This window comes from Kitasatospora sp. NPDC034035 (genome assembly GCF_055575755.1).
This window is the reverse complement of record NZ_JBVISA010000004.1, coordinates 274322-298216: the sequence shown is the minus strand read 5'-3', so window position 1 is coordinate 298216 and position 23895 is coordinate 274322. Positions and strand designations below refer to the sequence as shown.

The following is a 23895-nucleotide window of genomic DNA, read 5'->3' as shown; positions in this document are numbered from 1 at the left end:
ATGACCGCAGAGACCACCGCCGCCCGGCTGCCCGAGGGACGCTACGGACGTGGCGGCAACCGCGACTCGGACCGCCGCCTCAGGGTGGTCGGCGCGGTCTGCGGCGTGCTGGGCCTGGGGCTGATCGCCTGGCTGGGCGGCTCCTACCTGCTGCGCGAGACGAAGATCAACGGCTCGGTCCCGACCTTCCAGGTGCTCTCCGACTCCGAGGTGCAGCTGCACCTCACCGTGAGCAAGAGCGACGGACAGGCCGGCACCTGCACGGTCCGCTCGCAGGGCGACGACCACGCGGTGGTCGGGGTGGCCGACTTCCCGGTCCCGGCGGCCGGCTCCAGCTACGACGCGACGGTCACCCTGCGCACCACGTCGCGCGGCACCACCGCCGAACTGCTGGGCTGCACGCCCGCCAAGTAAGCCCAAGCCGAGTAAGCCCAAGCCCAAGCCCAGTAAGCCCAAACCGAGCGGGGCGCATACGAGTGGCGCGGATACGGGTGGGGCGCATATTCGATCGGGCGAGCGGGCATCCGTAGGAGGTCCCGCTCTCCGTCCTGTACACCGCGGCGTAACGCCACCGTCAATGGCGCGCCGGCGCCTCTCCCGCTTGTCGGCAGGACTTGTTAGGCTCGTGGTTTCGCCCCTTCCGCACCGGATGGTACGGGAGCGGGCGTTGCTTTGTAGTTGAGACCGATATCACCACCAACCCTGCTGACGACCCACACGCTCAGCGCAGCCCCAGCACCGACGAGGAGCACCCGTGACCCAGACCAGCGAGAACGTGACCTGGCTCACTCAGGCCGGTTACGACCAGCTCAAGGCCGAGCTGGATCACCTGACCGGGCCCTGGCGCATCGAGATCGCCCAGAAGATCGAGGCGGCGCGCGAGGAGGGTGACCTCAAGGAGAACGCCGGCTACCACGCGGCGAAGGAGGAGCAGGGCAAGTACGAGCTGCGCATCCGCCAGCTGACCCAGCTGCTGGAGCGCGCCAAGGTCGGCGAGGCCCCGGCCGACTCGGGCGTGGTGGCCCCGGGCATGGTCGTCACGGTCGCCTTCGACGGCGACGAGGACGACCTCATGGAATTCCTGCTCGCCTCCCGCGAGGTCGCGGGCGCCGACGACCTGGACGTCTACTCCCCGCAGTCGCCGCTGGGCCGCGCGATCGACGGCAAGCAGATCGGCGACGAGGCCACCTACGACCTGCCGAACGGCAAGCCGGCCATGGTGAAGATCGTCAAGGTCGTGCCGCACGCCGGCTGATCCGGCACACGACGCCGAGGGCGGCCGCGGAGTCGACTGACTCCGCGGCCGCCCTTTCCGTTGTCCGGGCGGTGCCGGCTCAGCCGGTGGACGAGCGGTACTTGCGGACCGCCAGCCACGAGAACACCGCCGTGATCACGACCGACCACAGCACCGACACCAGGGCCGCGTGCTGCATCGGCCAGGCACTGTCCACCGGCCCGACCTGGTTGCCGAACAGCACCCGGCAGGCCTGGACGGTGGCGCTGAACGGGTTCCAGTACGCGATCCCCTGCAGCCAGCCCGGCATCGAGGCGACCGGCACGAAGGCGTTGGAGACGAAGGTCAGCGGGAACAGCCAGATCAGCCCGGCCGAGGTGGCCGCCTCGGGGCTGCGCACCGACAGGCCTATCAGCGCGCCGATCCAGGAGAAGGCGTAGCCGAGCAGGAGCAGCAGGCCGAAGGCGGCGAGCGCGTTGAGCACCCCGTCGTGGATCCGCCAGCCGACCAGCAGCGCGACCAGGCCCAGCACGATCACGATGAACCCGGTCTGGACGAGGTCCGCCAGGGTGCGGCCGACCAGCACCGCCGAGCGAGCCATCGGCAGTGAGCGGAAGCGGTCCACCAGGCCCTTGGTCATGTCCTCCGCGATGCCGGCCGAGGCCCCGGCGGTGGCGAAGGTGACGGTCTGGGCGAAGATGCCGGCCATCAGGTACTGGATGTACGTGTGGGAGCTGGAGTCCGCCCCCGGGATCTTGATCGCCCCGCCCATGACGTACGAGAACAGCAGCACGAACATGACCGGCTGCATCAGGCCGAAGACGACGATCTCCGGGATGCGGGTCATCCGGCGCAGGTTGCGCTTGGCGACCACCCAGGAGTCGTGCAGGGCGGCGGCCAGCCCCCGGCGCTGTCTGGGCATCGGCGCGCCGATGGCGTGCTCGGTGGCGGCGCTCATCTCAGCTCTCCTTCCCGGCCGCGACGGCCTGCCTGTCCGGTCCCCGGCTCCCGGCGTCGTCCGCGTCGTCGGCCTTGCCCTTGCCCCGGCCGCCCCGGCCCCGGCCCTTGGGGTCGGAGCCGCCCTCCTGGTCCGCCTGCTCGGCGACGTGGCCGGTGAGGGTGAGGAAGACGTCGTCCAGGGTCGGGCGGCGCAGCCCGATGTCGTCGATCTCGATCCCGCGGGTGTCCAGTTCGCGGATGGCGTCGGCGAGCACCCGGGCGCCACCGCTGATCGGCAGGGTGATCCGGCGGGTGTTCTTCTCCACCGCCGGCTCGCTCAGCGCGTAGCCGGACAGCGCCGCGACGGCGTCGGCGACCAGGCCGGGCTCGTGCACCACGACCTCGATCCGCTCGCCGCCGATCTGGGCCTTGAGCTGGTCGGCGGTGCCGCGCGCGATCACCCGGCCCTGGTCGACCACCGCGATGTCGTGGGCGAGCCGGTCGGCCTCCTCCAGGTACTGGGTGGTGAGCAGCAGCGTGGTGCCCTGTTCGACCAGGGTCTCGATGACCTCCCAGAGCCCGAGCCGGTTGCGCGGGTCGAGACCGGTGGTCGGCTCGTCCAGGAACATCACCGGCGGGCGGACGACCAGCGCGGCGGCGAGGTCCAGGCGGCGGCGCATGCCGCCGGAGTAGGTCTTGGCGGTGCGGTCCTTGGCCTCGGTCAGGTTGAACCACTCCAGCAGCTCCAGCGCGCGGGCCTTCGCGTCGCGGGTGCTCATCTGGTAGAGCTCGCCGACCATCGTGAGGTTCTCGAAGCCGGTCAGGTACTCGTCGACCGCCGCGTACTGACCGGACAGGCCGATCAGGCTGCGGACCCGGTCGGGGTGCTTGAGCACGTCGACGCCGGCGACCACCGCGTGGCCGGAGTCGGGGCGGAGCAGGGTGGTGAGGACCCGCACGGTGGTGGTCTTCCCGGCGCCGTTCGGGCCGAGCAGCCCGAGCACCGTGCCCTCGGGGACGTCGAGGCTGACACCGTCCAGGGCTCGTACGTCGCCGAAGGTCTTCACCAGGTTCTCGGCTTGGATGGCTGGCGCCATGGCCTGCCTCATCTCCTCGGACGTCTGGAGCGATCTGTCCCACTTTGCCCCGCTTTCGGGCGCGCGGGCGACCCGATTCTCGACCCGCCGGACTCGAACGCGATGTATCGCGAGCTTCCCAGGATGCGATATATCGCGTCAAGGGATGCAGCTCCGCCATCGTTCCAGGGAGAACCGGCATCCCACCGCAGCAACGACCGGCAATCAGGCCCCGAGCCACCGGCAACTGGAAACCCGGTGGCCACTCCCGCCCCACCGGCCCCGGCCGACGCCCGTCGGACGCCCGCCCGACGCCCCGAACGACACCCGACCGGAGACCCGGCGGCTAGCCGGAGACGACGTACCCCGAGTCCCGCAGCTCGCCTACCACCGCCGCGCAGTGCTCCGGACCCTTGGTCTCCAGGTGCAGGTCCACCTCGACCTCGGTCAGCCCCAGCTTCGGGTCGATCCGGACGTGCGCCACGTCCAGCACATTGGCGTCCAGCCTGGTCAGCACGCCCAGCAGGTCCGCCAGCGAGCCCGGCTTGTCCGCCAGCCGCACCCGCAGCGACAGGTAGCGCCCGGCCGCCGCCAGCCCGTGCCGCAGCACCCGCTGCATCAGCTGCGGGTCGATGTTGCCGCCGGACAGCACCGCCACCACCGGGCCCTCGAAGGAGTCCGGCTGCTCCAGCAGCGCCGCGATCGGGGCCGCCCCGGCCGGCTCGACCACCAGCTTCAGCCGCTCCAGGCCGAGCAGCAGGGCCCGCGACAGCGCGTCCTCGGAGACCGTGCGGATGCCGTCCGCCAGCGTGTTGATCACCTCGAAGGGGATGTCCCCCGGGCGCCCGACCATGATCCCGTCGGCCATGGTGGCGAAGTGCTCCAGCGACACCGGCCGCCCGGCCACCAGCGAGGGCGGGTACGCGGCCGCGCCGGCCGCCTGCACCCCGACCACCCGCACGTCCGGCCGCAGCGGCTTGACCGCCGCCGCGATCCCGGCCAGCAGCCCGCCGCCGCCCACCCCGACCAGGATGGTGCGCACCTCGGGGCACTGCTCCAGGATCTCCAGCCCGACCGTCGCCTGGCCGGTGACCACGTCCCAGTGGTCGAAGGGGTGGATGAACACCGCACCGGTCGCGTCCGCGTACCGCTGCGCGGCCTGTAGCGCCTCGTCCACGGTGGCGCCGTGCAGCCGTACGTCGGCGCCGTACTCGCGGGTGGCCGCGACCTTCGGCAGCGGCGCCGCGACCGGCATGAACACCGTCGAACGCACCCCCAGCAGCGAGGCCGCCAGCGCCACCCCCTGGGCGTGGTTCCCGGCGCTCGCCGCCACCACCCCGCCGGCCCGCTGCACCGGTGAGAGCCCCGCGATCCGCACGTACGCCCCGCGCAGTTTGAACGAGCCGGTGCGCTGCAGGTTCTCGCACTTCAGGTGGACCGGCGCGCCGATCAGCCCGGACAGGTGCCGGCTGCCCTCCATCGGGGTCACCCGGGCGATCCCGGCGAGCATCTTCTGGGCGCCGCGGACGTCGTCGAGAGTGATCGGCCAGTTGTGCATGTCCCCCAGGTTAGAGGCCCGGACGGTGGCAATCCGGGACGCCGGGCCTGTTCCCGGGTCCGCCGCGCCCGCGTACGCTGCTGCTTCTGAGCCTCACTCACCGCACGACGATCGTGAGCCGCGATGACGACGACCTCGCCCCAGGCCACCGACCGCACCGACCCCGTGCACACCCAACTCCAGTACCAGCTCGCGGTGTTCGCGCGCCGCATGGAACAGGTCCGGACCTCCGGCGGCGGGGTCGGGACACTGGACCGGGCCGCCTACCTGCTGCTCGACCGGCTGGAGCGGCACGGGCCCGCCAACGTCAAGGCACTGGCCGAATCACTGGGCGTGGACTCCTCCACGGTGACCCGCCAGGTCGCCCCGCTGGTCGCCGCCGGACTGGTCGGCCGGGTGCAGGACCCGGCCGACCGCCGCGCCGTACGGCTCGCGCTGACCTCCCTCGGCGCCGGCCGGCTCGACGAAGTCCGGGACGGACGGGCCGAGTTGACCCGCCGCCTGGTGGCCGACTGGCCGCCGGAGGAGCAACAGGCGTTCTGCGCCCTGCTGGCCCGCTTCAACCACGCGATGGAGTCGTACACGGCGGACCAGCAGGGCCAACAGACTTAGCCCAGCGCCTGCTTGAGGTCCGCGAGCAGGTCGTCGATCGACTCGATGCCGACCGAGACGCGCACCAGGTCGGACGGCACCTCCAGCGCCGACCCGACCACCGAGGCGTGCGTCATCCGGCCCGGGTGCTCGATCAGCGACTCGACGCCGCCGAGCGACTCACCGAGGGTGAACAGCTGCGCGCGGTTGCAGACCTCGACGGCCGCCTCCTCGCCACCCGCGACCCGGAACGAGACCATGCCGCCGAAGGCCTTCATCTGCTTGGCGGCGATGTCGTGGCCGGGGTGCTCGGGCAGGCCCGGGTACAGCACCTGGCTGACCTTGGGGTGGCTCGCCAGCAGCTCGGCGACCTTCTCGGCGTTGGCGCTGTGCCGGTCCATCCGGACGCCCAGCGTCTTGATGCCGCGCAGCACCAGCCAGGCGTCGAACGGGCCGGAGACCGCGCCCATCGCGTTCTGGTGGTACGCGACCTCCTCGCCGAGGGCCGCGTCGGCCAGCACCAGCGCGCCGCCGACCACGTCCGAGTGGCCGCCCATGTACTTGGTGGTGGAGTGCACGACCGCGTCCGCGCCGAGCGCGATCGGCTGCTGCAGGTACGGGCTGGCGAAGGTGTTGTCGACCACCAGCAGCGCGCCGGCGCCGTGCGCGATCTCGGCGAGCGCGGCCAGGTCGGTGATGCCCAGCAGCGGGTTGGACGGGGTCTCCACCCACACCGCGCGGGTGTTGGGGCGCAGCGCCTCGCGGACGGTGGCCAGGTCCTGGGTGTTGGCCACGGAGAACTCGACGCCCCAGCGGGTCAGCACCTTGGCGAAGAGCCGGAAGGTGCCGCCGTAGGCGTCGTTGGGGATCACGATGTGGTCGCCCGGCTTGAGGATGGTGCGCAGCAGGGTGTCCTCGGCCGCCAGGCCGGAGGCGAAGGCGAGGCCCCGGGCGCCGCCCTCGAGCGCGGCGAGGCACTCCTCCAGTGCGGTGCGGGTCGGGTTGGCGCTGCGGCTGTACTCGTAGCCGCCCCGCAGGCCGCCCACCCCGTCCTGCTTGTAGGTGGACACCTGGTAGATCGGCGTGACGACGGCCCCGGTCTGGGGGTCTGCTTCCTGACCCGCGTGGATGGCGAGGGTCTCGAAGCCCTGGGGAAGCTGGTGCTCGGTCATGAGTCCGAGCCTAATGGCCGCACGCCCGCGCGCCCCCCGGAACGGGAAGCCGGGCCGGACCCGTGGACGGGGCGGGGCTACGGCGGGCACGAACTGCGGTGCGTAGGGCACCGGCAGCCGCTACGATCCCCACCTGCCGTACACATGTTCACCACGCAACAACCGCGCGCCGTCCTGCCGTCGCGCCCCGGGAGGACCACCGCATGGGCGCGCCCCAGCGTTCCACCGGCATGAGCACATCCGTCCGGGCCGTCACGGCCGTGGCCCTGCTCGCCGGTTTCTACCTGCTCGCCCTCGGCATCGTCGCGGGCCTGCTCACCCTCGACATCGCCCTGTTCCAGGCCTCGGGCCACCTGAACCCCGGGCTGATCAAGATCTGGGGGGTGACCGCCGTCATCGGCTACCCGGTGCTCCGGGTGGTGTTCCTGACCCGCCGCCGCACCGACGACGGCGAGCTGCCCGGCGTCCGCCTCACCCGCGAGCAGCAGCCCGCCGTCTGGGGCATGGTCGACCGGATCGCCGAGCGGACCGGCGTCCGCGGACCGGCCGAGATCCGCCTGGTGCCCGAGGTCAACGCGGGCGTGCTGGAGGAGACCAAGCTGCTCGGCCTGGTCCCCGGCAAGCGGCACCTGGTCATCGGCGCCCCGCTGCTGATGGGCCTCACCGAGGGCGAGCTGGAGTCCGTCCTGGCGCACGAGTTCGGCCACTACAGCAACCGGGACGTACGGCTGGCCGCCGTGACGGTCGCCGGGCGCCGCGCCGTCCTGCACACCATCGGCGGTCTCCACCAGCGCGCCGACCTGCACCAGGCCGAGGAGGCCGCCAAGCTCGCCGCCAAGTCGGAGAAGCGGCTGGCCAAGGGCCGCAAGCCCGCCGGCGAGGAGGCCGGCGGCGGTGTCGACCGGGCCCTCGCCAAGCTCTTCACCCTGTACGCCAAGCTCTACTTCCGGGTCTCCGAGGCGGTCGGCCGCCGCCAGGAGTACGCCGCCGATCTGGTCGCCGCCCGGCTGGCGGGCCGGGACGCCACAGCCTCGGCGCTGCGCAAGATGCCGGTGCTGGACTCCGCCCAGGACTTCTACCTCGGCCGCTACGCCACCATCGGCTGGGACGCGGGCCTGCTCCCGCCGCCCGGCCAGGTCTACGGCGGCCTGCTCCACCTGCTGAGCGACCCGAAGCGCCGGCAGGAGCTCGCCGAGTACGCGCTCGAACTGCCCGAGCACGAGCCCGACCCGTACGACTCGCACCCGCCGATCGACCGCCGGGTCGCCGCGATCGAGGCGCTGCCCGACGACGGACGCGGCCCCGGCGCCGACGCACCCGCCCTCGCGCTGCTGCACGACGCCGAGCGGGTGCTGGCCGAGCTGGAGGTCGTCTCGCTGATCCCCGAGGCGGCCGGCAAGCAGCGGGTCGAGTGGCCCGCACTGGTCCGCGGGGCGATGCTGACGCACGCCCGCGAGGCGGCCGCCCCGGCCGGCCGGGCACTGACGGCACTGGGCCTGCCGCCCACCGTCCACGGCCTGCTCGACGCCGTCGACGCCGGCCGGGCCTGGGAGTTCACCGACCGGCTGCCGAAGAGCGAACAGGCCGCCGCCGCCACCGGCCGGGCCGCCCGCGAGTTCGCCCGCCCGGCGCTGCGCGAGGAGCTGGCGCACGCCGCCGTCGTCGCCCTGGCCGAAGCCGGACGGGCCGACTGGGAGCTCTCCTGGTCCGGGCCGGCCGAACTCCGCCTGCCGGACGGCTTCGAGGACGCCTTCGACCCGGCCCTCGACGCCGCCTGCACGGACACCCCGGACACCGCGCCGATGCGCGCGCTGCTCGCCGGCGCGGGCCTCCCGTCGCCCACCGCCCCGGCCGTCTGACCCACCCGGCTGCCTGACCCCGCCCGGCTCTCTGATCCACCCGGCGGACCGACCCACCGGGCGGACCGGCCGCCACACCTCGGAAGGAGCTTCCTTGATCGGCATCATCGTGCTCGTCGTCGTCGGCCTCGTCCTGCTGTTCCCGGTCGTCATGACCCGGTTGGCCAAGCGCAAGCTGGCCCAGCTGGAGCGGGCCAAGGCCACCATCGCGGCCCACGAGGCGCGGCTCACCGAGGAGGCGCGGGCGAAGAACACCATCACCCCGGCCGACCACGGGCTGCTGCCGGGCAGCGAGCTGGTCCTGGACGACGAGCCCGGCCCCGAGGAGGCGGCCGCGCTCGCCGCCGCGAAGGCGGGCGACTGGCGGCCGGCCGCCGCCTACCTGACCACCGAGGCCACCGCCGACGTCCGCTGGATGCGGCAGCGCGCGCTGGCCCGGCTGGCGGCCGAGGACGACGGCTGGCTGCGCGCCTGGCGCGCGGAGCGGCCGCAGGACCCGGCCGCCGCGCTGGTGCACGCGGACGCCCTGGTGTACCTGGCCTGGAACATCCGGACCTCGGCCCGGTCCCAGCACGTCAGCCGCGAGCAGGCCGCAGGCTTCCACCGGGTCCTGGCCGAGGCCGAGGAGGCCTGTGTGGCGGCCGTCGAGCTCGCTGCCGACGACGACCCCAACCCGTGGGCCGCGCAGATCTCCGTCGCCATGGGCCTCAACTGGTCCAACGACCGGTTCCGGGAGCTCTGGGCGGAGCTGGCCAAGCGCGAGCCGCACCACTGGGCGGCGCACAACCGGGCGCTGCAGTACTGGTGCGACAAGTGGCACGGCAGCCACGAGCTGATGCACGGGTTCGTCGACGCGGCGGTCGCCGCCGCGCCGGCCGGCAGCCTGCTCGCGCCGATGAAGCTGGAGGCGTACTACGAGCAGTTCGGCCAGGACCGGGAGAAGCTCACCGCCTGGGAGCGGCCGGAGGTCGGCGCCGCCCTGGACGCCGCGCTCGCCGACCTGGCGGCCGCGGATCCGGACCACCACCGGATCCGGTACGCGCGCGGCTGGCTCGCGTACGGCCTGACCCGGGCCGGCCGGTCGACCGAGGCGCTGGAGCAGTACCGGGCGCTGGGCCGGTACATCCCGCAGCCGTTCACCGTGATCTTCAACGATCCCCGGCAGGCCTTCGTCGACCTGCGGATCGACGCGGTCCGGGGCGCGGTCGCGGCAGCCGAACAGCAGGCCTGACCGCCGCAGGCCTGACCGCGCCCGCGGTCGCGGCCGCAGCGGGCCACGACGGACGGAACCCGACGGCCGCTCCCGGAATCCGGGGGCGGCCGTTCGCGTTGCACACTGCACCAGGTTTCCCGACCCGATGGAGCAGGCCGTGCTGTTCAACCGCCACAAGACCTCGCTCGTCCCCGCCGACCAGGCGCTGCCCGGCCGGGCCGCCCCGTCCTTCGAGCTGCGCGAACCGCACACCGTGCTCGGGCACCCGCTGTCCGGCCCGTACCCGGAGGGCCTGGAGGTGGCCGACTTCGGGCTGGGCTGCTTCTGGGGCGCCGAGCGGACGTTCTGGCGCCTGCCCGGCGTCTGGACGACGCTGGTCGGCTACCAGGGCGGCTTCACCGCCAACCCGACGTACGAGGAGGTGTGCAGCGGGCTGACCGGGCACACCGAGGCGGTCCGGGTGGTGTACGACCCGGCGGTGGTCTCCTACGAGCGGCTGCTGAAGACGTTCTGGGAGGCGCACGACCCGACCCAGGGCAACCGCCAGGGCAACGACGTGGGCACCCAGTACCGCTCCGCGGTCTACACCCACTCGCCCGCCCAGGCCGAGGCCGCCGCGGCCTCCCGGGACGCCTTCCAGCCGGCCCTGACCGCGCTCGGCTACGGCCCGATCACCACCGAGATCGCCCCGGCCGGCCCGTTCTTCCCGGCCGAGCCGTACCACCAGCAGTACCTGTCGGAGGCGAAGAACCCCAACGGCTACTGCGGTCTCGGCGGTACGGGCGCCTCCTGCCCGATCGGCGTGGCCCGCACCCAGGGCTGACCGGGCGTCGGCGCTTCCATGTGACCCGCGCCGGGTTCCGGGCGCAGACTGGAAGGGCCAGCAGGGGCGGCCCGGCCACCCACCGGTGGCCGGGCCGCCCCTCGTGGAGAGGAGTCCGCCATGTCCGGTCTGGTCCGCAAGAGCTTCGACGATCCCGAGGAGGTCCGCCCCTTCGAGGAGGGCACAGGGGAACTGCGCCTGGTGAGCCTGGACGCCGGCCCGGTCGGCCGAGCCGTGTTCCAACCGGGGTGGCAGTGGTCCAAGCACGTGAAACCGATCGCCAAGACCGACAGCTGCCAGGCGGCCCACGCGGGGTACGTGATCTCCGGCCGGATGAAGATCGTCATGGACGACGGCCAGGCGGAGGAGTTCGGCCCCGGCGACTACATGATCTGCCCGCCCGGGCACGACGCCTGGATCCTGGGCGACGAGCCGTGCGTGGTCATCGACTGGCAGGGGTTCACGGACTACGCGAAGCGCTGATCCGCGCACCCCTGCCGGGCGTGCGGGCGGGATGTCAGACGGCGCTGCCGGCCTTCCAGTCGGCCCAGCCCATGTTCCAGCCGTTCAGGCCGTTGTCCGGGGCGACGGTCTTGTCACCGGAGTTCACGACCTCGACCACGTCGCCGATCATCGAGGACTTGTAGAACTTGTAGCCGTCGGTACCGGCGTCCTGCGCGCCCTTGGCGTCCTGCAGGCCGACACAGCCGTGGCTGGTGTTCTGGCCGCCGAAGATCGACGCCGGGGACCAGTAGTTGCCGTGGATGAAGGTGCCCGAGCTGGTGAGGCGCTGGGCGTGCGGCACGTCCGCGATGTCGTACTCGCTGCCCAGGTTGACGGTCTGCGAGTTCATCCGGGTCTGCGTGTACTGCTCGGAGATGACCATCTTGCCGCCCCAGGTGGTGTGTTCGGGCGACCCACCGGAGATCTTGTAGACGGCGCTGACCTGGCCGTCGGTGGTGACGGTGAGCTTCTTGGCACCGAGGTCGGCGACGGTGGTCTGGGCGCGGCCGATGGTGAAGCGGACGTCCTTGGACTGGGTGCCGTACACGCCCTTGGCGCCCTCGACGTCCTTGAGCCGGAGCTTGAGGGTCACGGTGGTGCCCTTGGCCCAGTACTCCTGCGGCCGGAAGTCGAGGCGAGTGCTGGAGAACCAGTGCCCGACGATCTCGACGCCCGGCTCCGCCGTCACGGTGATCGCCTGCTGGACGGCCTTGCGGTCGGTGATCGGCTTGCTGAAGTTGATCGAGACGGGCATGCCGACGCCGACCGTCGAGCCGTCCTCGGGGGTGAAGTAGCCGACGAAGGTGTTGGCCGGGGTCGCCGTGGTGAAGACGGCGTTGGAGTCCGCCTCCAGCTTGTCCTTGTCCACCGCGACGGCTGCGACGGTGTACTTGGTGCCGCTGGCCGGGGCCGCGGCCGAGGTCCAGCCGGTGTTGTCGGCGGAGAGCTGGCCGGCCAGCTCCTTGCCGGTGGAGTCGGTGACCTTGACGCTGCTCAACGTGCCGTTGCCCACGGTGACCTTGACCGGCTCGCTGAAGCTGGCGGCGGTGGCCCCGTCGGCGGGGGTGACGGTGATCACGGCGGCCGATGTCTTCGGGGTGCCGCTCCCGCCGCCCGAGCCCGGGGCGCCGCTCGCGCTGCCGCCGGAGCCGCTGCCACCGCCACTGCCGCTGTTGTCGTTGCAGGCCGCGAGAAGCAGGACGGGCGCCCCGATCAGTCCTGCGAGAACACCGCGTCGGCTCCAGCTTCCTCCGGCCGCCCGCCCCTGACCGTCCCGTGCCGTCACGTCGCGTCTCCCTGCTGATCATCCCGGGCATTTACGGATACAAAAACGCAATCCGCCCGTTCACGGTTCCATCACCGAAGGGTAAGCGATCGTATGAGATGACCCAACGTGCCCCCGAACAAGGACAAAACGCCCGATCTGCCGTGGCAGACCGGGCGTTCCGAGCGGTGACGGAGTGCCGTCGTTACTCGGCGGACTCGTCCACCGAGTACTCGTCCCACTCCTCGTCGGCCGGGTCGAACTCGGTCTGCGCCGACTCCCAGGTCGCCGAGGCGAGCTCCACCCCGGGGACGTCGCCGAGCAGCGCGACGGGGTCGATGAAGTGGGCGAGCGAACCCGACGGGTCCACCTCGATGGCCTCGACGGACTGGGCGCGCTCCTCGTCGTCGAGGTACTCGTCCTCGGTCACCGCCTGCAGGGCCGCCGCCTTGAGGGCGCCCTCGTCGGTGATCTCCGCGATGAGCTCGATCTTGACCCGGACGTAGCGCGGGGCGTCCTGGTCGGTCGTTTCAGTGCTGGTCATGCGTGCGAGCGTACGGGAACGGCGGGCCGCCCGGCGCACACGGCGGGAGCCGCGGGCCGGCGGACCCGGGACCGGCGGCGAACGGAGGCCGGACGGAAGGAAGCCGAACGAAAGGGCCGGTCCCTCGAAGAAGGACCGGCCCCACCGTTCCCCCGCATCGGCTCCCCCACCCGGGAGCCGCGGGGACGCGCCGTACGGCGCGGTGCGGCCGCGGGAGCCGCCACACCCTGTCGATCGGCCGGAGCCGGACAGGGGCGGGACGACGGCACCTCCCGCGGAGGAAGGACACAGCGGCCGTGTCAGGGCCACCCGATGTGTCCGGAGTCGACCGCGATCGCCGGGGAGCCGCTCCCGGACGGTTGCCGTCGCCTCGTTCGGCGTGCTGCCGTTGACCACTACGATGCCGGACGCTTGTTAACCACATGCTGCGGGCAGGTGACGCCGGTGTACCACTTCGCCCGTGGACGATTCCTCCGGATCCGTCCACGGGCGAAGCGCCGGTGACCGTGCGTCAGTGCGCGACGCGGACGGTCAGGTAGCCCAGCAGGTCCTGGCGGGTGACGATGCCGTGGGGCTTGCCCTCGACCAGCACGACGGCCGCGTCGGCCTTCTCCAGCACGGTCATCAGGTTGGTGACGGTCTCGCCCGAGCCGACCACCGGCAGCGGCTTGGACATCACCTTGTCCAGGGTGTCGGTCAGCTCGATCTCCTTGGCGAAGATGCCCTCCAGCAGCAGCTTCTCCACCACCGAGCCGATCACCTCGCCGGCCATGATGTCCGGGTGCCCGGCGCCCGGGGAGACCACCGGCATCTGCGAGACGCCGTACTCGCGCAGCACCCGGACCGCCTCGGCGACCGTCTCGTTGGGGTGCATGTGGACGAACTGCGGGATGCCGCCCTGCTCGATGGCCTCCTTGCGGGCCAGCACCTCGCTGATGTGCGCCTCGTCGGTGGACGAGGGCAGGAAGCCGTAGTCGGCCATCCAGTCGTCGTTGAAGATCTTGGACAGGTAGCCGCGACCGCCGTCCGGCAGCAGCACCACCACGACGTCGTCCGGCCCGAGGTCGCGGGCGACCTCCAGCGCGGCCACCACGGCCATGCCGCAGGAGCCGCCGACCAGCAGGCCCTCCTCCTTGGCCAGGCGGCGGGTCATCTGGAACGAGTCCTTGTCGGAGACGGCGACGATCCCGTCCGCGACGCCGCGGTCGTAGGCGGTCGGCCAGAAGTCCTCACCGACGCCCTCGACCAGGTACGGCCGGCCGGTGCCGCCCGAGTAGACCGAGCCCTCCGGGTCGGCGCCGATCACCTTGACCTTGCCGCCCGAAACCTCCTTCAGGTAGTTGCCGGTGCCGGAGATGGTGCCGCCGGTGCCGACGCCCGCCACGAAGTGGGTGATCTTCCCGTCGGTCTGCTCCCACAGCTCCGGGCCGGTGGAGTGGTAGTGCGAGGCCGGGTTGTCCGGGTTCGAGTACTGGTCCGGCTTCCAGGCGTTCGGGGTCTCACGGACGAGGCGGTCGGAGACGTTGTAGTAGGAGTCCGGGTGCTCCGGGGCGACGGCGGTCGGGCAGACGACCACCTCGGCGCCGTACGCGCGCAGGGTGTTGATCTTGTCGGTCGAGACCTTGTCCGGACAGACGAAGATGCACTTGTAGCCCTTCTGCTGGGCCACGATCGCCAGACCGACACCGGTGTTGCCGGAGGTCGGCTCCACGATGGTGCCGCCCGGCTTCAGGGCGCCCGAGGCCTCGGCGGCCTCGATCATGCGCATCGCGATGCGGTCCTTCACCGAGCCGCCGGGGTTGAAGTACTCGACCTTCGCCAGCACTGTCGCGCTGATGCCCTCGGTGACCTTGTTCAGCTTGACCAGTGGCGTATTGCCGACCAGGTCGATGATCGAGTTGTGGTACCGCACGGGGGTCCTCCCGGTCTATGGGCATGCGAGTGCTTTCGGTACTGCAAAGCCTAGGGCGTGGCACGCACCCCGGGCCGCCCGTCCGTCCCGGGAGGCACGACCCCACATCCCCCGCGGCCCCTGCCTCCCCCAATGGACCACCCCCGCCGGTACTCGCGCCCTCCGTGCGGGTAGGAGGGGTGTACGACCCCGCCGGGGGCGGCACGAGGACGCGAAGGGGGCACCGGATGCCAGGCGCACACGACTCGCGGGCCCGGGTGGCCCGGCGGATCGCCACCGCGGCGGCGTACGGCGGCGGCGGGCTCGGGCTGCTCGGCGTGGGGGTGGTGGGCCTGCTGCTGACCGAGAGCAGGCTCGCCGTCCAGGCCATCGGCGCCCTGGAGACCGTCCCGCCCAGGGCCGACGGCGTCTACGGCGAGGCCTTCGCCGACCGCGCCGCCGCCCCGCAGCAGCCGCTCGTGCTGGCCGTCCTCGGCGACTCCACCGGCGCCGGCCTCGGCGTGGCACGGGGCCGGGAGACCCCCGGCGCCCTGCTCGCCGCCGGTCTGGCCTCGGTGGCCGAGCGCCCGGTCCGGCTGGTCAACGTGGCCCGTTCCGGCGGCCGCTCCGCCGACCTCTCCGGCCAGCTGGAGCAGGCGCTGCCGCACCACCCGGACATCGCGGTGATCATGATCGGCGCCAACGACGTGACCCGGCACAGCCCGGCCCAGGTGGCCGTCCGCCACCTCGGCGAGGCGGTCGCCGCACTGCGCGCCAACGGCTGCGAGGTGGTCGTCGGGACCTGCCCGGACCTCGGCACGATCAAGCCGGTGCGCCCGCCGCTGCGCTGGGTGGCCCGCCGGCTGAGCCGACAGCTGGCCGCCGCGCAGACCATCGCGGTGGTGGAGGCGGGCGGCCGGACGGTCTCGGTGGGCTCACTGCTGGGCCCGGAGTTCGCCGCCCGCCCGGAGATGTTCGCCGCCGACCGCTACCACCCCTCGGCCCAGGGCTACGCGACCGCCGCGATGGCCATACTGCCCTCGGTCTGCGCCGCGCTCGGCCTCTGGCCGGAGGAGGAGCGCCCGACCGCGCCGGTGCCGGGTGAGACGGTGCTGCCGGTCGCGGTGGCCGCCGCCGCCGCGGCCGCGCAGGCGGGCACCGAGGTGGCGGCCGTGGAGGCGGAGGGCGCCGGCCACCGCTGGGCGCTGCTGCGCCAGCGCCTGCGGATCGGGCTGCCCCCCTCGGGCGTGCCCGGAGAGTCCCGTCCGGGCCCCGGGAATACGTCGGCCAGCTCACACGCTGGGGCGGGTGACGCTTGACCTACCAAGCGGTAACTTTCCTCCCGGACGTCAGGTCCGCCGTCACCCAGCGAGGAGCCCCTCATGCCCGAAGCCGTCATCGTCAGCGCCACCCGTTCGCCGATCGGCCGGGCTTTCAAGGGCTCCCTGAAGGACGTCCGCCCGGATGACCTGACCGCCCACATCATCCAGGCCGCGCTGGCCAAGGTGCCGCAGCTCGACCCGCGCGAGATCGACGACCTGATGCTGGGCTGCGGCCTGCCCGGCGGCGAGCAGGGCCACAACCTGGCCCGCATCGTGGCCGTCCAGATGGGCATGGACTACCTGCCCGGCGCCACCATCACCCGCTACTGCTCCTCCTCGCTGCAGACCACGCGGATGGCGCTGCACGCGATCAAGGCGGGCGAGGGCGACGTCTTCATCTCGGCCGGCGTGGAGACCGTCTCGCGCAGCATCCACGGCACCTCGGACGGCATGCCGGGCACCATGAACCCGCTCTTCGGCGAGGCCCAGGCCCGCACCGCCAAGCGCGCCGAGGAGGGCGGCGGCGAGTGGCACGACCCGCGCGAGGACGGGCTGCTGCCCGACGCCTACATCGCGATGGGCCAGACCGCCGAGAACCTGGCCGCACTCAAGGGCATCACCCGCGCCGAGCAGGACGAGTTCGGCGTCCGCTCGCAGAACCTCGCCGAGGCCGCCATCAAGGCCGGCTTCTGGGAGCGCGAGATCACCCCGGTGACGCTCCCGGACGGCACCGTGGTCAGCACGGACGACGGCCCGCGCGCCGGCGTCACCGTGGAGGGCGTCTCGGGCCTGAAGCCGGTGTTCCGCCCGGACGGCACCGTGACCGCCGGTAACTGCTGCCCGCTGAACGACGGTGCGGCCGCGCTGGTCATCATGTCCGACACCAAGGCCCGCGAGCTCGGCATCACCCCGCTCGCCCGGGTGGTCTCCACCGGCGTCAGCGCGCTCTCCCCCGAGATCATGGGCTACGGCCCGGTCGAGGCCTCCAAGCAGGCCCTCAAGCGGGCCGGCCTGACCATCGACGACATCGACCTGGTCGAGATCAACGAGGCCTTCGCGGCCCAGGTGATCCCGTCCTACCGCGACCTCGGCATCGACCTGGACAGGCTGAACGTCAACGGCGGCGCCATCGCGGTCGGCCACCCCTTCGGCATGACCGGCGCCCGGATCACCACCACGCTGATCAACTCCCTGCAGTGGCACGACAAGCAGTTCGGTCTGGAGACCATGTGCGTCGGCGGCGGCCAGGGCATGGCGATGGTCATCGAGCGCCTCAGCTGACCATCCCCGCACCCTCCGAAGGGTCTGGACCACCCATTTGGAGTCACGCTACGTAATTGAGGGCCGGATCACACCGCGAGGTCGATCCGGCCCTCTTTCCGTTCATTTTCGGCCCGGAAGTCGACACTGCGGAGCGGATCAACTCCACTGCGTAGAACGGTGTTACCTAACAATTTGGGGACAAGAGCGAAAGTCCCGGACGAATTAGACATTCGCCACTGCGGTAACACCCCCGGATGGGGCAGTGTGGACACGTAACCCCGTTCCGCTCCTCGCTAGGAGTACGTTCCGTGAGCGCCGTCTACACCATCCTGCTGCTGATCCTAATCACCGTGTCGACCGCCGTGCTGCTCCGGCTCCGCGGGATCTCCCGCCGACTGGACGCCCAGGCAGCGGCCCCTGCCACGCCCGCACCCGTGGACGAGGCCGCGATACGCCGGGCCGTCGCCGAGGCGCTCGCCGCCGACCGCGAGCGGGAGATCACCGAGGCCCGCGCGTTCTGGGCCGAGCAGGAGGCCCGCGCGGCCGAGGACGCGCCACTGTTCGACTCCCCGTTCACCGGAGTGTTCTCCGGCACCGACGAGTGGCCGCTCTTCTTCCCCCGCCCCACCGGCCCGCAGGACGCCGCCGACAACGCCGGGACGATGGACCCGGAGTTCGGCGAGGCGCTGCGCTCCGCGCTGGAGGACCTGATCGACGAGGGCGTCACCGGCCCGGCCGACCCCGGCACCGACGGCGGCGCGCCGCTGCGCCCCGGCCACCCGCTGGGCGAGGCCACCAAGGACGTCCGGGCCCGCCGCGAGGCCGACCTGCTGGCCACCGGCCTGGAGGCCGGGCTGCTGGATGCCGAAGCGGCCGTCGAGGAGGCCCCGGTCGCCGCGCCCGACCCGCGCCGCCACCCCTCGCACCCCGACTTCGTGCCGAGCCAGGCGCCGTCCCGCGAGTGGACCGACGGCCGGCTGGCCACCCTCGCCGAGGAGGGCGTCGCCCTGGTCGACGTCCGCCCGGGCCCGCTGGGCACCCTGGACGTGTACGCCTTCGCCGACGGCACCACCCTCTGCGTGGCCCCGGGCGACCGGGAGGCCGCCTACCGGCTGATCGACGCGGTCCGCGCCGGTGAGCACGTCCGACTGCTCGGCGGCTCGCGCTTCTCCGGCTCGTACTCGCTGACCTTCTCCACCGACGAGGACGCCGTCTACGTGCTCGCCGACCGGGTGGTCGCCAGCATCTGACGCAGCCTCAGCAGGACGGCGCGCCGAAGGCCGGCCGGGTCAAGGGGTTACCGACCCGGCCGGCCTTCGGCATGTCCGGCTCCGGAGCACCCCGACCGGCCCGTCGGCGCCGAGAGCGCCTCAGGCGCAGAGCACCGCCGTCTCCCGCACCGCCGCGACCGCCCCGGCCAGCACATCGGTGACGGCCGCGGGCCCGTCCGGCAGGGCCACCTCCGCGCCTTCGGGCAGCGCCGCGAGCGCGGCCGCCAGGTCGTGGCCGGCGACGGCCAGTTGGTCCCCCACCGCGAACGCCCCGGCATCCGGGAAGTCCCGCTCCGGCCCGCCCTCCACCGTCAACGCCAGTGCGGCCAGTCGCCGGGCCAGGTCGAGCGCGGCCGCCGCCCGCGAGGCGTGCCCGGGCACGGAGCCCAGCAGCTTGCTCTGCGGCAGCGAGCGGAAACGATCCGCCAGGGAGTCGACGGCTTCGACCAGGGGCTGTACGTCCGGGGGCTGTACGTCATGCATGCCAGCGAGCCTAGGCGAAAAGCCGCCGGGCCCCGGAGCGGGTGGCTCCGGGGCCCGGCGGCAGTGGTTCACGGCAGGGGGACGGTTAGTCGTCGCCGCGCAGGATCGCGATCAGCCGCATCATCTCCATGTAGATCCAGACCAGCGACAGGGTCAGCCCGAAGGCGGCCCGCCAGGACTCGCGCTGCGGGGCGCCCTGGGCGATGGCGGTCTCGATCTCCGCGAAGTCCAGCGACAGGAAGAAGGCACCCAGGCCGATGCCGACCAGGCCGACCACGATGCCCAGCGGACCCGAGCGCAGGCCCATCTCGGCGCCGAAGGCCAGCGACGCGACCAGGTTGACCAGCATCAGCAGCACGAAGCCCATGCCGATCGCGATGCCGATCCGGGTGTAGCGCGGGGTGACCCGGATCCTGCCGCTCTTGTAGGCGAACAGCATCGCCGCGAAGACCGCCGCCGTGCCCAGCACCGCCTGGATCACGATGCCGTTCAGCATGGTGTTCAGCGCGTGCGACCAGGCGCCCATCGCGAAGCCCTGGAGGGCCGCGTACGTCAGGATCAGCGGCGGGCTGACGCTGCGCTTGAAGGAGGCCACCAGGCCGACGACCATCGCCACCAGGCTGGCGGCGATCGCGAAGCCGTAGTTCTCGAACGGCAGCGCGAACCAGGCCACCGCACCGGCGGCGACCAGCGTCAGCAGCGTCATGGCGGTGCGGGCGACCACGTCGTCCAGCGTCATCCGCCCGGTGGCCGCCGGACCGGCCGACGGGCCGTTGTACAGCTGGTAGAGCTGCTCGTCGGTCAGCGGGGCCTGACCCTGCGGCTGCTGGGCGTACTGGGTCCCCGCGTAGGGGTTGCCGTACGGGCTCCCGGGCTGCGCGGTGTTGCCGAACCCCGCGTAGCCGGAGTCGCGGGTGAAGGACCCCTCCCGCGAGAAGACCGGGTTGCTGCTTCTCATTGCTCATTCCCTCCGTGGCGGCACTGCACCGCCCACGCATAAGGGTAATGGCTTGGCAAAAATTCCGGGATACGCCGCGAGGAGGATCTGGTGAACGACTCCCGGCGGGGGCGCCGTCGGCGCCCCCGCCGGTCGACCGGTGCCCGGAGCCGGACTCGAACCGGCACGGCCTCGCGGCCAAGCAGTTTTAAGCTGCCCGTGTCTGCGTTCCACCATCCGGGCGTCCTGCGAAACCACCCTGAGCCTAGTCGCCCGGATCACTCTTTCGCATGTTCCCAGCCCCGGAAGTTGTCATGTTTCCTTGCCATCTGACGAACTGTCCGGGATTTCGGCCACGAAGGATAGTGGTTCCGGCCACCGCCCCTCCCTCAGGGTTCCCGTCATACCGCAGGAGGACGGATCAGCCCTCCCGTACGCCCAGCGATGGTCGGGCCAACCGTCCGGCGGAGCGACGCCAGACCATGATCACGTCCCGGAGCATGGAGGTACAAGCCCACGAGCACAAGGAGTCCCCCGTGACCACGTCGACCGCAACCGCCGTCCGTACCGGCCTGGCGGCCGCCCGCGCCACCGGCCTGAACAAGGTCTACGGGGAGGGGGAGACCCGCGTCGTCGCCCTCGACGACGTCAGCGTGACCTTCCCCCAGGGCGAGTTCACCGCCATCATGGGCCCCTCCGGCTCCGGCAAGTCCACCCTCATGCACTGCATGGCCGGCCTCGACACCGTCAGCTCCGGCTCCTCCACCATCGGCGACACCGAACTCGTGGGCCTCAAGGACAAACAGCTCACCCAGCTGCGCCGCGACCACATCGGCTTCATCTTCCAGGCCTTCAACCTCCTCCCGACGCTGACCGCCCTGGAGAACATCACCCTCCCCATGGACATCGCCGGCCGCAAGGTCGACAAGCCCTGGCTCGACCGCGTCGTCGACACCGTCGGCCTCTCCGGCCGCCTCAGCCACCGCCCCTCCCAGCTCTCCGGCGGCCAGCAGCAACGCGTCGCCTGCGCCCGCGCCCTCGCCGGCAAGCCCGACATCATCTTCGCCGACGAACCCACCGGCAACCTCGACTCCCGCTCCGGCGCCGAGATCCTCTCCTTCCTGCGCAACTCCGTCCGCGAACTCGGCCAGACCGTCGTCATGGTCACCCACGACCCCGTCGCCGCCTCCTACGCCGACCGCGTCGTCTTCCTCGCCGACGGGCGCATCGTCGACGAACTCCACACCCCCACCGCCGACACCGTCCTGGACCGCATGCGCCGCTTCGACGCCAAGGGCCGCACCAGCTGACACCGCGACAGCCCGCAGCCCGCCTCCGACCCCTCCCAGGACACCCCATGTATCGCACCGCACTGCGCAACGTGCTGGCCCACAAGGGCCGACTGCTGATGACGGCGCTGGCCGTCATGCTCGGCACCGCCTTCGTGGCGGGCACCATGGTCTTCTCCGACACCTTCGGCAAGGCCATGCGGGACAGCAACTCCAAGAGCTACTCGGACATATCGGTCCAGGTGGTGGACCGCGCGGCCGGCTCCGCCGCCAGCGCCAAGCAGAAGAGCGAGAGCGGCTCCGCCGCGCTCACCGACGCCACCGTCCAGCAGCTGGCCGCCCTGCCGGGCACCGCCGGCGCCCGTGGCGTGGTGAGCGGCTTCACCGGCGTCGCCGACCACAAGGGCAACCTGATCGGCCAGTTCTGGGCCGCCAAGGGCGCCAACTTCGCGCCCGGCCAGGACGGCAAGGACCCGCGCTACCCGATGGCCGAGGGCCAGGGCCCGAAGAACGGCAAGGAGATCGCGCTCGACCGCAAGACCGCCGACAAGGCGGGCTACAAGGTCGGCGACACCGTGCGGGTGGCCGCGAACGGCCCGGTGGTCGAGGCGAAGCTCACCGGCATCTTCACCACCGACGACCCGGTCGTGAGCACCGGCGGCACGCTCACCCTGTTCGACCGGACCACCGCCCAGCAGCTGCTCCTGGAGCCCGGCCGCTACAGCAGCGTCATCCTCACCGCCAAGCCCGGCACCTCCGAGGACGCGCTGCTCGCCCAGGCCCAGCCCAAGGTGCCGTTCGGCCACCAGTTCGACGTCGAGACCGGCGCCAAGCTCAAGGCCGACGAGCAGGAGATGATCACCAAGGGCACCGACAGCATGCGCACCATGCTGCTGGTCTTCGCCTTCATCTCGCTCTTCGTCGGCATCTTCATCATCGCCAACACCTTCACCATGCTGGTCGCCCAGCGCACCAAGGAGCTGGCCCTGCTCCGCGCCATCGGCGCCAGCCGCAAGCAGGTCACCCGCTCGGTGCTGGTCGAGGCCCTGCTGATCGGCACCGTCTCGGCGGTGGCCGGTCTGGCTGCGGGCGTCGGGATCGGCGCGGGGATGCAGTCCCTGATCGGCGGCCTGAACGAGAACATGCCGAGCGGCGCGCTGGTGATCAAGCCGCTCACCGTCGCGGTGACCCTGGTGGTCGGCGTCGTGGTGACGGTCCTGTCGGCCCTGCTGCCCGCCCTGCGCGCCGCCCGGATCGCCCCGGTGGCCGCGATGAGCAGCGGCGACCAGCCGGCCTCCCAGAAGAGCCTGGTGGTCCGCAACACGATCGGCTCGCTGCTCGCCGCCGGCGGTCTGGCCCTGATCGGCTACGGCGCCTCCACCGGTGACGACAGCGGCCGGATGCCGGTCGGCCTGGGCGCCTTCCTGGCCCTGATCGGCGTGTTCGTCCTGCTGCCGCTGCTCTCCCGGCCGGTGGTCGCGCTGCTCGGCCCGCTGCTGCGCGGGCTCGGCGGCACCCCCGGCAAGCTCGCCCAGCAGAACGCGGTGCGCAACCCGCGCCGCACCGCGGCCACCGCGGCCGCGCTCACCATCGGCCTGACCCTGGTCAGCGGTCTCACCGTGATCGGCGCCTCGGTGGGCGACGCGGTCGACCGGGCCGTCACCAGCTCGATGAAGGCCGACTACGTCGTCTCGGCCGCCAACGGCATGAGCCTCTCCGACCAGGTGCCCGGGCAGATCGCCAAGGCGCCCGGGGTGGCGGCCTCCTCGCCGATGACCGCCGCGTACTGGGAGCTCAACGGCACCAGCAAGTCGATCGCCGGCCTGGACGCGGCGAGCTTCGACCAGGTCGCCGACATCAAGCTGACCAGCGGCTCCGCCGCCGCGCTCGGCCAGGGCCGACTCCTGGTGGACGAGGACGTCGCCAAGAAGTTCAACGTCACCACCGGCTCCACGCTGACCGTCTCCTACCCGGACGCCTCCACGGGGCAGCTCACCGTCGGCGGCGTGTACAAGACGGGCGGCATGCTCGGCCCGGTCGTGGTGGCCAACAGCGAGATCGCCAAGCACGAGCCGAAGCCGTACATCTCCGACGTCCTGGTCAAGGGCAAGGACGGCGCCACCGACTCGCTCAAGCAGTCGCTCAAGGACGCCACCGGCGCCAACCCGGTGATCGAGGTGAAGTCCAGGCAGGACGTCCGCGACGACTTCAGCCAGACCATCACCTTCGCGCTGAACCTGATGTACGGCCTGCTGGGGATGGCGGTCCTGATCGCGATCCTGGGCGTGATCAACACGCTGGCGATGTCGGTCTTCGAGCGCAAGCGCGAGATCGGGATGCTGCGGGCGATCGGTCTGGACCGCCGGGGCATCAAGCGGATGGTCCGTCTGGAGTCCGTGGTGATCTCGATGTTCGGCGCCGGCGTCGGCCTGGCCCTCGGCTGCTTCATCGCCTGGGCGATCAACGGCACCCTGAAGTCCAGCCTGGCCGGCCTGACCACCGTCCTGCCGTACGGCCAGCTGGCGATGTTCCTGGCGCTGGCCGGGGTGGTCGGCCTGGTGGCCGCGATCTGGCCGGCCCGCCGGGCGTCCAAGCTGGACATCCTGTCGAGCATCAAGACCGACTGACCCCGAGTCCCCACCCGAGCGGCATCACGGGCGAG

21 protein-coding genes and 1 tRNA gene are annotated in these 23895 nt (G+C 72.1%); 12 read left to right on the top strand and 10 right to left on the bottom strand.

Going from position 1 to position 23895, the window contains the following annotated elements:
* Positions 1–414 (top strand): DUF4307 domain-containing protein, encoded by a 414-nt coding sequence (locus tag ACZ52J_RS08150; RefSeq protein ID WP_360506461.1) that lies wholly within the window; start codon positions 1–3, stop codon positions 412–414.
* A gap of 340 nt (positions 415–754) precedes the next feature.
* Entirely contained in the window at positions 755–1255 is a 501-nt protein-coding gene (gene greA, locus ACZ52J_RS08145) for a transcription elongation factor GreA (protein WP_030055385.1), read from the top strand.
* Positions 1256–1334: 79 nt separating this feature from the next.
* Here greA and ACZ52J_RS08140 read toward each other — a convergent pair whose 3' ends face one another.
* From ACZ52J_RS08140 to ilvA, 3 genes are all read right to left on the bottom strand, one after another.
* Positions 1335–2192, bottom strand: a complete 858-nt coding sequence (locus ACZ52J_RS08140) for an ABC transporter permease (RefSeq protein ID WP_465616761.1) — start codon at positions 2190–2192, stop codon at positions 1335–1337.
* A 1-nt stretch (position 2193) separates the two neighbouring features.
* On the bottom strand, positions 2194–3270 hold the full coding sequence (locus tag ACZ52J_RS08135; RefSeq protein WP_465616759.1) for an ATP-binding cassette domain-containing protein: 1077 nt from the start codon (positions 3268–3270) through the stop codon (positions 2194–2196).
* A gap of 325 nt (positions 3271–3595) precedes the next feature.
* Positions 3596–4807: a threonine ammonia-lyase gene (gene ilvA / locus ACZ52J_RS08130; RefSeq protein ID WP_465616757.1), complete on the bottom strand. Its 1212-nt coding sequence runs from the start codon at positions 4805–4807 to the stop codon at positions 3596–3598.
* Positions 4808–4930: 123 nt separating this feature from the next.
* Between ilvA and ACZ52J_RS08125 the strand changes: the two genes are divergently transcribed.
* Positions 4931–5419 carry a MarR family winged helix-turn-helix transcriptional regulator gene (locus ACZ52J_RS08125; RefSeq protein ID WP_360506448.1) on the top strand — a complete coding sequence of 163 codons (489 nt, stop codon included), beginning with the start codon at positions 4931–4933 and terminating at the stop codon, positions 5417–5419.
* Here the strand turns inward: ACZ52J_RS08125 and ACZ52J_RS08120 are convergent.
* On the bottom strand, positions 5416–6570 hold the full coding sequence (locus ACZ52J_RS08120; RefSeq protein ID WP_360506445.1) for a cystathionine gamma-synthase: 1155 nt from the start codon (positions 6568–6570) through the stop codon (positions 5416–5418). The two genes, ACZ52J_RS08125 and ACZ52J_RS08120, sit on opposite strands and share 4 nt — an antisense overlap.
* 203 nt (positions 6571–6773) lie before the next feature.
* On the opposite strand from ACZ52J_RS08120, the gene ACZ52J_RS08115 reads away from it, so the two are divergent.
* The 4 genes from ACZ52J_RS08115 (at position 6774) to ACZ52J_RS08100 (ending at position 10948) form a co-directional block, all read left to right on the top strand.
* Positions 6774–8429 (top strand): M48 family metalloprotease, encoded by a 1656-nt coding sequence (locus tag ACZ52J_RS08115; protein WP_465616755.1) that lies wholly within the window; start codon positions 6774–6776, stop codon positions 8427–8429.
* Between the two features lie 94 nt (positions 8430–8523).
* Positions 8524–9660, top strand: a complete 1137-nt coding sequence (locus ACZ52J_RS08110; protein ID WP_465616753.1) for a hypothetical protein — start codon at positions 8524–8526, stop codon at positions 9658–9660.
* Between the two features lie 127 nt (positions 9661–9787).
* A complete protein-coding gene (gene msrA / locus ACZ52J_RS08105; RefSeq protein WP_396287768.1) occupies positions 9788–10465 on the top strand; it encodes a peptide-methionine (S)-S-oxide reductase MsrA in 678 nt (225 codons plus the stop codon).
* A 120-nt stretch (positions 10466–10585) separates the two neighbouring features.
* Positions 10586–10948 (top strand): cupin domain-containing protein, encoded by a 363-nt coding sequence (locus ACZ52J_RS08100; RefSeq protein WP_360506437.1) that lies wholly within the window; start codon positions 10586–10588, stop codon positions 10946–10948.
* A 34-nt stretch (positions 10949–10982) separates the two neighbouring features.
* Here ACZ52J_RS08100 and ACZ52J_RS08095 read toward each other — a convergent pair whose 3' ends face one another.
* From ACZ52J_RS08095 to ACZ52J_RS08085, 3 genes are all read right to left on the bottom strand, one after another.
* Entirely contained in the window at positions 10983–12254 is a 1272-nt protein-coding gene (locus ACZ52J_RS08095; RefSeq protein ID WP_360506434.1) for a L,D-transpeptidase, read from the bottom strand.
* 184 nt (positions 12255–12438) lie between these two features.
* Positions 12439–12777: a hypothetical protein gene (locus ACZ52J_RS08090; protein ID WP_360506431.1), complete on the bottom strand. Its 339-nt coding sequence runs from the start codon at positions 12775–12777 to the stop codon at positions 12439–12441.
* A gap of 511 nt (positions 12778–13288) precedes the next feature.
* Positions 13289–14689, bottom strand: coding sequence for a cystathionine beta-synthase (locus ACZ52J_RS08085; protein WP_465616750.1), 1401 nt, complete (start codon positions 14687–14689; stop codon positions 13289–13291).
* Between the two features lie 227 nt (positions 14690–14916).
* On the opposite strand from ACZ52J_RS08085, the gene ACZ52J_RS08080 reads away from it, so the two are divergent.
* The 3 genes from ACZ52J_RS08080 to ACZ52J_RS08070 all read left to right on the top strand — a co-directional run bounded on the left by ACZ52J_RS08080 (position 14917) and on the right by ACZ52J_RS08070 (position 18503).
* Positions 14917–15987, top strand: coding sequence for an SGNH/GDSL hydrolase family protein (locus tag ACZ52J_RS08080; RefSeq protein WP_465616748.1), 1071 nt, complete (start codon positions 14917–14919; stop codon positions 15985–15987).
* A gap of 63 nt (positions 15988–16050) precedes the next feature.
* Positions 16051–17271: an acetyl-CoA C-acetyltransferase gene (locus ACZ52J_RS08075; protein ID WP_465616746.1), complete on the top strand. Its 1221-nt coding sequence runs from the start codon at positions 16051–16053 to the stop codon at positions 17269–17271.
* A gap of 290 nt (positions 17272–17561) precedes the next feature.
* On the top strand, positions 17562–18503 hold the full coding sequence (locus ACZ52J_RS08070) for a hypothetical protein (RefSeq protein ID WP_465616744.1): 942 nt from the start codon (positions 17562–17564) through the stop codon (positions 18501–18503).
* A gap of 120 nt (positions 18504–18623) precedes the next feature.
* Here ACZ52J_RS08070 and ACZ52J_RS08065 read toward each other — a convergent pair whose 3' ends face one another.
* From ACZ52J_RS08065 to ACZ52J_RS08055, 3 genes are all read right to left on the bottom strand, one after another.
* Positions 18624–19007 (bottom strand): hypothetical protein, encoded by a 384-nt coding sequence (locus tag ACZ52J_RS08065; RefSeq protein ID WP_465616740.1) that lies wholly within the window; start codon positions 19005–19007, stop codon positions 18624–18626.
* Between the two features lie 85 nt (positions 19008–19092).
* Positions 19093–19965: a Bax inhibitor-1/YccA family protein gene (locus tag ACZ52J_RS08060; RefSeq protein WP_360506415.1), complete on the bottom strand. Its 873-nt coding sequence runs from the start codon at positions 19963–19965 to the stop codon at positions 19093–19095.
* A 140-nt stretch (positions 19966–20105) separates the two neighbouring features.
* Positions 20106–20187: transfer RNA gene (locus ACZ52J_RS08055), tRNA-Leu, on the bottom strand.
* Between the two features lie 293 nt (positions 20188–20480).
* Between ACZ52J_RS08055 and ACZ52J_RS08050 the strand changes: the two genes are divergently transcribed.
* Together ACZ52J_RS08050 and ACZ52J_RS08045 are read left to right on the top strand one after the other, a co-directional pair.
* Positions 20481–21254, top strand: a complete 774-nt coding sequence (locus ACZ52J_RS08050) for an ABC transporter ATP-binding protein (protein ID WP_465616738.1) — start codon at positions 20481–20483, stop codon at positions 21252–21254.
* A 47-nt stretch (positions 21255–21301) separates the two neighbouring features.
* Positions 21302–23860: an ABC transporter permease gene (locus ACZ52J_RS08045; RefSeq protein ID WP_465616736.1), complete on the top strand. Its 2559-nt coding sequence runs from the start codon at positions 21302–21304 to the stop codon at positions 23858–23860.
* Positions 23861–23895: the final 35 nt, after the last annotated feature.